The organism is Micromonospora sp. NPDC005979, from assembly GCF_040614415.1.
In the GTDB taxonomy this organism is placed as follows: domain Bacteria; phylum Actinomycetota; class Actinomycetes; order Mycobacteriales; family Micromonosporaceae; genus Micromonospora.
Genome location: NZ_JBEXUR010000018.1, coordinates 135,422 through 145,465 on the forward strand (window position 1 = coordinate 135,422; position 10,044 = coordinate 145,465).

Consider the following 10,044-nt stretch of genomic DNA (forward strand, 5'->3'; position numbering starts at 1 on the left):
ATGGCCGCCCGGGATCCCATCGCCGACCTGCGCCGGATCGCGTTCCTGTTGGAGCGGGCGAACGAGGCCACCTACCGGGTGCGGGCGTTCCGTTCGGCGGCCACGGCGCTGGCCGGTCTGCCGGCGGCCGAGGTGGCCGAACGGGCCGGCAACGGCACCCTCACCGAGCTGACCGGCGTCGGCGACGTGACGGCTCGCTGCGTGGCGGAGTCCCTGGCCGGTGAGGAACCGGTCTATCTGCGCCGGCTGGTGGCGACCGAGGGCAGCGACCTGGATGCCGAGGCCGCCGCGCTGCGCGCCGCCCTGCGCGGCGACTGCCACACCCACTCGGACTGGTCCGACGGCGGCTCGCCCATCGAGGAGATGGCGCTGGCCGCGGTCGAGTTGGGTCACGAGTACCTGGTGTTGACCGACCACTCGCCGCGACTGACCGTGGCCCGGGGGCTGACCGCTGCGCGGCTGCGCCGTCAGCTCGACCACGTGGCGCAGGTCAACGCGGCGCTGCCGGAGGGTTTCCGGATCCTCACCGGCATCGAGGTGGACATCCTCGCCGACGGGTCGCTCGACCAGGACGAGGAGTTGCTGGCCCGACTCGACGTGGTGGTCGGCTCGGTGCACAGCGGCCTGAAGGACGAACGGTCGAAGATGACCCGGCGCATGGTGCGGGCCGTGGCCAACCCGCACCTGGACATCCTCGGTCACGTCACCGGTCGGATGGTGTCGTCCCGGCCGGCGGGGGTGACCGGCCCGGGTGACAAGGGGCACCGGGCCCGGACCCGCGCGGAGAGCGACTTCGACGCGGACGCCGTCTTCGCCGCCTGCGCGGAACACGACACCGCAGTCGAGATCAACTCCCGACCGGAACGGCAGGACCCGCCGAAGCGACTGATCCGACGCGCCCTGGAGGCGGGCTGCCGCTTCGCGATCGACACGGACGCGCACGCGCCCGGCCAGCTCGACTGGCAGCGGTTCGGCTGCGAGCGGGCCGCGCGCTGCGGCGTCCCGGCCGACCGGGTGGTCAACACCTGGTCGGCCGAGCAGCTGGTGGAGTGGACCCGCAACCGGGCCTGATCGGCGTTCCGGACTGGTCGGGGGCCCGGCGGTGGGTCAGCGGCGGGCGGGCTCGGCGGCCGGCGCCGCGGGCGCACCCACGCCGACGACCGGTCGGGGCGTCCGACGGCCGAACACGCCCTGCGCGACCGCGACGCCCAGCAGCACGATGAGCGTACCGACCGGCTGGTGCCAGTTGAGCCGCTCGTTGAGCACCACGGCGCCGATCAGCACCGCGAAGATCGGGATCAGGTACGTGACGGTGGACGCGGTGCTCGCGCCGGCCAACCGGATGTTGCGCATGTTGATGACGAAGGCGAGCCCGGTGCCGAGCGCGCCGAGGGCCAGGACGCTCGCCACGACCTTCGCCGACAGCTCGGTGGGCAGCGGCGGCGCGCCCGCGACGAACGGGGTGACGATGGCGAGCTGCGCGGTGGCGAGCAGCAACTGCACCGTGGACAGGGACAGCCCGGAGTGCGTGCTGCCCGCGATGAACCGCTTCTGGTACGGGATGGCGACGCCGTAGCAGGCGGCCGCCCCGAAGCACATCACCTGCCCGACGAAGTGCGCCCCGCCGATGCCCTCCCAGACCCCGAGCACGACGAGTACGCCGACGAAGCCCAGCCCGAGGCCGATCGCTCGGCGGACGGTCAACCGCTCGGTCCGGAACACCAGCACCGCGAGCGGCAGCACGATCAACGGCGTCGTGGCGTTCCAGATGCCGGCGAGCATCGACTCGACCCGTTGCTCGCCGTAACCGAAGAGGGTGAACGGCACGGCCACGCCGAACGCGGCGATGACGGCCAGGTGCGCCCACACCCGGGGTTCACGGGGCAGCCGGTCGCGCAGCACCGCGAGGACGACCAACAGGGTCAGCGCGCCCGCGCCGACGCGGTAGAGGGTCAGCTGCACGGGATGCAGCTCGGCCACGCCGACCTTGATGAACAGGAAGCTGGAGCCCCAGATGGCGGCGAGGGCGAGAAAGCCCGGTAGCCAGGCCCGCAGCGGGGCTCTGTCAGGAGCGATGTCGGTGGTCACCCCTGACACTCTGCCGGAGGGGTGCGACAGAGTCGTCGGATTTTCCGCTGCTTGGACACGACAATCGACATCGACAACCGGACCGGGCGGTCACGTAGTGTCGCAGCGTGGGACGAATTGATGAAATCGCCAACCGCTACGTGGACAAGTGGGCGCCGCTGAGCCCGACCGGCGCGACCTACGTCGGCATCGCCGGCCATGACAACAAGCTCGACGACCTCTCACCGGACGGATACCGGGCCCGCGCCGACCTGACCCGCGAGACGCTCAGCGAGCTGGAGACGGCCGAGCCGGACACCGAGGCGGAGCGCACCGCCAAGGAGGCCATGCAGGAACGGCTCGGTCTGGACCTGGCCCGGTACGAGGCCGGCGAGACGACCAGCGAGGTCAGCGTGATCACCAGCGGGCTGCACGAGATCCGCATGGTGTTCGACCTGATGCCGACCGCGACGGCCGACGAGCAGGCCAACATCGCCACCCGGCTCAACGGCCTCGCCGGCGCGCTGGAGGGCTACAAGACCACGCTGCGTGAGGCGCTCGCCGACGGGCAGGTCAGCTCGAAGGTGCAGCTCATCGAGGTGGCCAAGCAGTGCGACATCTGGACCGACCCGACCGGGGACAACTTCTACCACGGCCTGGTCGAGCGGCTGGGCGCGGACGGCACCCTCGGTGCCGAGCTGCGCAGGGGCGCGGCGGCGGCCACCGCGGCGACCGCCGAGTTCGGTCAGTTCCTGCGGGCCGAGCTGGCCCCGCACGGGCGCGACAAGCAGGCCGCCGGTCGGGAACGCTACGAACTCGCCTCGCAGTACTTCCTCGGCGCGAAGATCGACCTCGACGAGACGTACGCCTGGGGTTTCGCGGAGCTGGCCCGCCTGGAGGCGGAGATGCGGGTCGTGGCCGGGCGCATCGCCGGTTCGGGCGCGACGGTCGACGAGGCGGTGGCGCGGCTCGACGCCGACCCGGCGCGCACGATCCAGGGCAAGGAGGCGTTCCGCGACTGGATGCAGGCCCTGGCCGACAAGGCCATCGCCGAGTTGCACGGCACCCACTTCGACATTCCGGAGCAGGTCCGCCGGATCGAGTGCTGCCTCGCGCCCACCAGCGACGGGGCCATCTACTACACCGGGCCGAGCGAGGACTTCTCGCGCCCGGGTCGGATGTGGTGGGCGGTGCCGCAGGGCATCACCGACTTCTCCACCTGGCGCGAGGTGACGACGGTCTACCACGAGGGCGTGCCGGGGCACCACCTTCAGGTGGCCCAGACGGCCGTCCGGGCCGACCTGCTCAACCGCTGGCAGCGGCTGCTCTGCTGGGTCTCGGGGCACGGCGAGGGCTGGGCGCTGTACGCGGAGCGGCTGATGGACGAGCTGGGTTACCTCCAGGACCCGGGCGACAAGCTGGGCATGCTCGACGGTCAGGCGATGCGCGCCGCACGGGTGATCGTCGACATCGGCATGCACCTGGAGCTGGAGATCCCGAAGGACAACCCGTTCGGCTTCCACCCGGGCGAGCGGTGGACGCCCGAGCTGGGTTGGGAGTTCATGCGGGCACACTGCCGGGTGCCGGACGAGAACCTGCGCTTCGAGCTGAACCGCTACCTGGGCTGGCCGGGCCAGGCACCGTCGTACAAGGTGGGTGAGCGGATCTGGTTGCAGGCACGCGAGGACGCGATGGCTCGCAAGGGCGCCGACTTCGACCTGCGGGAGTTCCACCGGCAGGCGTTGGACCTGGGCGCGCTGGGCCTCGACCCGCTGCGCAAGGCGCTGGCCCGACTCTGACCGGTGTTCAGCTCGTGGAACGGCGTCCCGACCCGGACGCCGTTCCACGCTGGGGTCACTGCTGCGTCTGCTTGAGGCTGGGTCGGCCGGTCAACGTGTCGCAGGAGATGAAGGCCAGGTCGATCTGCGGGTCGGTGAAGGTGAGCGGCAGCGGCGAGGTGACCGGGATGCCGTCGGGGAAGGGCAGGTCCGGAGTCAGGGTGACCTTGATGCCCAGGAACCGGCCGACGAACCGGGTCGCGTAGAAGGTCACGTCACCGTCGATCGTCAGCTGGTCGGTCTCGCTCAACAGCGAGCCGCTCGAAGGCCCCGTGACCAGCAACGCGAAGTCGCTGGTCACCGCCCTGCTCATGGTGAACTTCAACGCCCGCATCTCGCCCTTGGCGGTGCGCAACGGCTCGACGCCCCGAAAACGCAGGTTCGTCATCACCACCTTGGAGCCGGTCAGTTTCGCCGGGATGGCGGCGACCTTGGGCATGTCCGGATCGGCCGCCAACTTCGGCAGCGGCTTGCCGGGCTCGACGGGCGCGGGCTTGGTCGGCTTCGGGCTGACACACGGAGCGTCGGGGACGCGGGTGGGGGTCGCCGTCCGGGTGGAGTCGGGCGTGGCGCTACGCGTGGGCTTGGCGCTCGGGGTGGCCGACTCGCTGGCCCGGGCGGTGCCGCTAGTGGGCTCGTCCGTGGCGGCGGCCTTGCCGGACGTTTCCGTCTTGTCGTCGTCACCGCCGGTCAACAGGTCGCCGATCCCGTCGACGATGCTGCTGATCAGATTTCCGTCCGGCTTCTCCGTCGTGGCGCTGGGGCTCGGACTCGGGCTCGCGCTGGGCGGGGAGGCGGGCGGCGTGGTGGACGGGGCCGACGATGTCGGGGTTGGGCAGGAGGGCGCCGCCGCTCGCACCGGCGACGCGCCGTCGACCGTCGTCAGACCCGCGCTGGCAAGGCTCATCAGGAGCAGCGTCACCACGTACGTCTTCGGGTCGCGGGCCACCGTCGACCGGGGCTGCGACGGTCCCGGCTCCACGACGGGCGGTAGCTCAGCGGTGTCGCGCGCGTCCGTCTGCTGGTTCGGGGCTGGCTCGCGCAGCACGCTGCGTGGCTGCGGGATGATGTCGGTGAGCGGCCCGGTGACCTCGTCCTGGAGTTCCCTCGCCGGCAGAAGCTCGTCGACGAGCGGCGCTTCGTCGGCGGTGTCGCCGTCCTCGGCCTGCTCGCCGTCCGGCTCCTCGGCGGCCGGGGCCACCGCCGCGGACTTCTTGACCGGCACCCAGGCGAAGCCGAGCGCGCTACCGACCATGCCCAGCAACATGCCGATGAAGAACCCGCCGAGGTTGACTCCGATCAGCGAGTAGACCGCGGTCACCGCGCCGACGATGGCATAGAAGATCCGCTGCGCGGGGCTGAGCCACATCAGCAGGCCGCAGGTGACCAGGATGGTGGGGATCAACCAGGACAGGAAGCCGGTCGGTCCCATCTGCAGGGTCAGCCCGGCCAGGCTGACCTTGGTGGTGCCGAGGATCTCCACTCCGGCCAGGATGGTGAAGAGGCCGCCCCAGAATGGCCGGGACCGCCGCCAGCGGCGGAAACCGCGCCAGGCCTGACCGACACGGCCGGGCTGCGCGCGATGAGTGGCGGTCGACACGTACGTCCTCCTGGGGTGAAAGGGGTGGGCAGGACCGAGGCTCGCGAGGGGCGCCCCTCGCGAGCCTCGGCGGCGTCAGCTCAGAAGCATTCCTTGGCCTCAGCGCCGACGTTGACCTTCAACTTGAGGCCGGTCAGCGTGAAGGTGCCGGCGGTGGTGTAGCGGGCGACCTGCTCAAGGTCCTTGATGTTCACGTGCGTGGCGTCCTGGCCGAACGAGCCGGCCGGAGCCGGGCCGAGGTCACTGGCGTCCTTACCGATGTTGATGTTGGTGAACTCGGCGTCACCCTCGAGCGACTCCATCGCGATCAGCAGGTTCTTGGCAACGGCCTCCTTGCCGGGGGCGTCGCCGGCGTTGATGGTCAGCACGATCTTGGGCAGGCCGGGAATGGAGGCGTCGACCGACTGGCACAGCTTGGTCAGGTGAGCTTCGCCGATCTCCGACATGGCCACCGGGACGATCTTGCCGTCCTTGGTGGTCACGATGCCGCCGTACTGCTTGAAGCCGTCTCCGTCGAGCTCGGAGGCGGAGATCTTGAACGGCTTGCCGGCGACGGTGATGTTGGCGGCGATGGCGCCGTTGGCCATACCGAAGACGATGCCGCCGGCGGCGACCGCAGCGGGAACCATCATGGCGGCGAAGCGACGCCAGCGGGTGCCACCCTGCGCCTGACGGGTTTCCGAATCCTTCACGGGTCCTCCTCGAACCGGGGGTCACCGATCGCAGTCGCGACTCGGGACTACGGGAAAGCACGTGGCCGCAGCGTCCCGCTCCGGGGGATGGTCGGCGGATCGCGCAGTGTGCGGATTGGATGCTCTCGCGAAGCGACGTACCTCACAAGGGCGCTGCTACTGGCCGGTAACCCGCGCTCCGCGTCAAGATCTCCGACCGTCACTGTCGGTCAGATCTGCGCCGCCCCACTCCCGCTACAAACCATTGGAAATGGGGCGGATGACTCCAGAATCTTCACCAGCGGTAGTTGCTGCACAGCATTGTTACATTTACGTAACGCCGGGCTGAAAAGCCGCTGAAGACGATCCTGGCCTCATCCGTACGGCTGAGCCTGCTACGTCACCCCGCCTCGGTGAACCAGTCGGTCAGCAGCCGGTGGTCGATCGAATCCACCCGGCCGAGCCGGCGGCCTGCCGCGACCCGCTCCCGCAGCTCCTCTCGGGTGAACCAGCGCGCCTGGAGCAACTCCACGCCGTCCACGCGTACCTCGTCGGACGTCGCCGTGGCCCGGAAGCCCACCATCAGCCCGGCGGGGAACGGCCACGCCTGCGACCCCTGGTAGGTCACGTCGGTGACGGTGATCCCGGCCTCCTCGGCCATCTCCCGGCGGACCGCGTCCTCCAGGCTCTCGCCCACCTCCACGAAGCCCGCCAACGTCGAGTAGGAGTCCTCGGCCGCACCCGCGTGCCGGGCCAGCAGGCAACGCCCGGCCGAGCCGGGCGCCTCGACCAGCACGATGATCGCCGGTTCGATGCGGGGAAACAGCAACCGACCACACTCGGCGCCGGAACAGGTCCGCACGTGGCCACCACCACCGGCGACGGCCACCGCACCGCACGTGCCGCAGTAACGCTGCTGCCGGTGCCAATGCAGCAACCCCCGGGCGTACGCCTGGGTCGCCGCGCCCGCCGGGTCGAGCCGCCCGACCAGCGCCCGTACGTCGACGGCCCGCGCCGCCCCCGCCATCTCGACCGCGGCGGCCTCACCGAGACCGGAGAGGTCCACGGCGAACACCGCGACGTCCCCGTCGAGCCCCAGGAACACGGTCTCCGCGGCAGCCGACCGGACGAGTGACGCGCGGTCGGCCGTCAGCCGGACCGGCCCGTCTCCGTCGACGAGACAGCGGTCCCGCCACAGCGGCAGCACCACCGTCGCCGGGTCGTCGAGCAACGCGTCCAGCCGAGCCGGGTCGGTCCGTAACGCGCCCGCCCGGTCCAACCAACCCCCGCCGTACGCCAACACCCGCTCCGCAGCGTCCACCCCGCCACCGTGCCACGCCCGTCCCCGAGCGCGGACACCGACCCACGCCCCCGCGACACGCCTGACGACACGCGGTAGCAGCACCGAACGGGCACAGCCCGCGCGGACGGCCGGCCATTGGTTACCGTGGTGTCCTCCGGGAGGGGGGACCTCCCGCGGCACCTGGCGATCGAGGTTGCAGTGACGCTGTACGGCGACAAACGTCCACCCGTCGACGATCGGCCCACCGTGCAGGTCACGGCGGTCACCTGGCCGGACGACGAGCCGGACGTTGTCACACCGCCAATGGCCACGGCCACGGGCGAGCCGGACGACGGCGGCCGCCGCCCGCGCCGCGTCCGGATGCTGCTCGGCGCGGGCATCACCGGCGGCGTCCTCGCCGCCGTCGCGGGCGCCGGCGCCTGGGCGTACGCCGGTGACGTGCCCCGGGGCACCAGCGTGCTCGGCACCGAACTGGGCGGTCGGAGCCGCAGCGCGGCCGACCGGGAGTTGCGGGCAGAGCTGGAGAGGCGGGCCGCAGCCCTCGCCGCGCCCCTGCGGATCACGGTCGGGGAGCGCACCGCCGAGATCAATCCGGCCGACGTGGGACTGGCGGTCGACGTGGCGGCCACCGTTGCGGCAGCGGCCGAGGCCCAGGCGCACCCGGTCAGTCGGCTGGTCGGCTCCCGTACCGTCGAACCGGTCGTCACCGTCGACGCGCCCCGCCTGGACGCGGCCCTGCGCACGGCGCTCGGCGACCAGGTCCGTCCGATGACGATGCCGGCCATCTCCTACCAGGGCACCACACCCAAGGTCGTACGCCCCAAGCCCGGTCTCGCCTTCGACCCGCAGCGCTCGGTCGACGCCGTCCGGGCCGGCTGGCTCGCCGGCACGCCGGTCACCGTGCCACTGGTGGAGAGCCAGCCGGCGACCACCGCCGAGGAGGTGGACCGGCTGGTCGGCGAACTGGCCAGGCCGGCCGTCTCCGCGCCGGTCACCCTGCGCACCGACCGGGGTTCGGTGCAGGTGCCACCGGCGGTCATCGCGAAGAGCCTCCGCTTCACCGCCGACAAGGCCGGCAAGCTCACTCCGGCGGTGGACGTCAAACGGCTGCGGACGGCCCTCGGCGACAAGCTGGACGCGATCGAGGTGCCGGCGAAGGACGCCACCATGACTATCGCCGGCGGCCGTCCCAAGGTCGTCGACGGGCGTGCCGGGCAGCAGCTCGACACCGGCACACTGAGCCGCGACCTGTTGGCGGTGCTGCCGAAGCCCGACGGACGCGAGGTGACCGGAGAACTGAAGGAGACGCCGCCGGAGGTGACCGCGGAGAAGCTGGCCGGTCTGGGCATCAAGGAACGGGTGTCCACCTTCACCACGCGCTTCACCGGCGGGATGGCCTCGTCGCGCAGCCAGAACATCGCCACCATCGCCAAGAAGGTGGACGGCACGGTCGTGCTGCCCGGCAAGACGTTCTCCCTCAACGGGCACACCGGCGAGCGGGGCTACGCCCAGGGCTACAAGGACGCGCCGGTCATCCTGGACGGCAAGCTGGTACCCGGCGTCGGGGGTGGCACGTCGCAGTTCACGACCACCCTGTTCAACGCCACCTACTACGCCGGCCTCCAGGACGTGGAGCACAAACCCCACTCGTACTGGTTCGACAGGTACCCGGCCGTCATCGAGTCGACCATCTTCTGGCCGAACCTGGACTTCAAGTTCCGCAACAACACCGAGTACGGCCTGCTCATCGACACGTCGTACACGTCGAGTTCGGTGACCGTCTCCATCTGGAGCACGAAGATCTACGACAGCGTCAAGACGGAGTACGGCCCGCGCCGCAACACCACCACGCCGAAGCTCATCCACCTCGAACCCGGCCCGAAGTGCATTCCCAGCAACGGCATCAACGGCTTCACCCAGGACGCCTTCCGGGTCATCAAGAAGGACGGCGTGGTGGTCAAACGGGAGAAGTTCACCTGGCGCTACGACGCCGAGCCGCGCTACGTCTGCGGCCCCAAGCCCTCCTGAGCCCGCCCGTCGGTGTCGTCGGCAGACGACCTCGGCGTCATGCGCCGCTCCTGTACGCGGACCTCCGCGCGGTAGCGCGTCGCCGCCGGATGCCACATCTCCTCGAACGGCCCCATGACCTCGCCCCCGACACCGCGGCGGCGACCACGCACGCCCAGCCACCACAGCGCGGCCAGCACGACGCCCACGCAACAGCCAAAGACGAGAAGAATCAGCACGTCCCCCACAGCCCGACCCTAAACCCAGTAACCAACCACCGCCGCCGCCGCCGAAGCCCTCACTCCGCCCCCAGGCCCCTCCGCGTCGCCCCGGCACCCCCGCCCTCGGTGCGTTGATCATGAAGTTGTTGCCACTGTCATTGGCGTGGCGAGGCAATAACTTCATGATCACCGGCGCTGGGCGGGGTCCGCACGCAAGGGCCGGGGGCCGGGGAGTTTCGAGGGGGGAATGCAGAAATGGCCACCCCCGATCGGGGGTGGCCATTTCTGGAAGATTGTCCGGCGGTGTCCTACTCTCCCACACCCTCACGAGTGCAGT

8 protein-coding genes are annotated in these 10,044 nt (G+C 70.9%); 3 read left to right on the forward strand and 5 right to left on the reverse strand.

Translation table 11 applies throughout. The annotated features are described in order from the left end of the window. A complete protein-coding gene (locus ABZ272_RS26340; RefSeq protein WP_355052585.1) occupies window positions 1-1,071 on the forward strand; it encodes a PHP domain-containing protein in 1,071 nt (356 codons plus the stop codon). A gap of 36 nt (window positions 1,072-1,107) precedes the next feature. On the opposite strand, the gene ABZ272_RS26345 is transcribed toward ABZ272_RS26340, so the two are convergent. Next, window positions 1,108-2,088, reverse strand: a complete 981-nt coding sequence (locus ABZ272_RS26345) for a DMT family transporter (protein ID WP_355052586.1) — start codon at window positions 2,086-2,088, stop codon at window positions 1,108-1,110. 107 nt (window positions 2,089-2,195) lie between these two features. Here ABZ272_RS26345 and ABZ272_RS26350 point away from each other — a divergent pair, with 107 nt between their 5' ends. Then, window positions 2,196-3,866 (forward strand): DUF885 domain-containing protein, encoded by a 1,671-nt coding sequence (locus tag ABZ272_RS26350; RefSeq protein ID WP_355052587.1) that lies wholly within the window; start codon window positions 2,196-2,198, stop codon window positions 3,864-3,866. A 55-nt stretch (window positions 3,867-3,921) separates the two neighbouring features. Here the strand turns inward: ABZ272_RS26350 and ABZ272_RS26355 are convergent, their stop codons facing one another. From ABZ272_RS26355 to nudC, 3 genes are all read right to left on the reverse strand, one after another. Then, a complete protein-coding gene (locus ABZ272_RS26355; RefSeq protein WP_355052588.1) occupies window positions 3,922-5,505 on the reverse strand; it encodes a DUF6114 domain-containing protein in 1,584 nt (527 codons plus the stop codon). Between the two features lie 80 nt (window positions 5,506-5,585). Next, entirely contained in the window at window positions 5,586-6,137 is a 552-nt protein-coding gene (locus tag ABZ272_RS26360; RefSeq protein ID WP_355052604.1) for a DUF6230 family protein, read from the reverse strand. Window positions 6,138-6,576: 439 nt separating this feature from the next. Continuing rightward, a complete protein-coding gene (gene nudC / locus ABZ272_RS26365) occupies window positions 6,577-7,497 on the reverse strand; it encodes an NAD(+) diphosphatase (protein WP_355052589.1) in 921 nt (306 codons plus the stop codon). Window positions 7,498-7,677: 180 nt separating this feature from the next. Between nudC and ABZ272_RS26370 the strand changes: the two genes are divergently transcribed. After that, window positions 7,678-9,507, forward strand: a complete 1,830-nt coding sequence (locus ABZ272_RS26370) for a VanW family protein (RefSeq protein ID WP_355052590.1) — start codon at window positions 7,678-7,680, stop codon at window positions 9,505-9,507. On the opposite strand, the gene ABZ272_RS26375 is transcribed toward ABZ272_RS26370, so the two are convergent. Then, window positions 9,480-9,734 carry a hypothetical protein gene (locus ABZ272_RS26375; RefSeq protein WP_355052591.1) on the reverse strand — a complete coding sequence of 85 codons (255 nt, stop codon included), beginning with the start codon at window positions 9,732-9,734 and terminating at the stop codon, window positions 9,480-9,482. The two genes, ABZ272_RS26370 and ABZ272_RS26375, sit on opposite strands and share 28 nt — an antisense overlap. Window positions 9,735-10,044 lie beyond the last annotated feature (310 nt).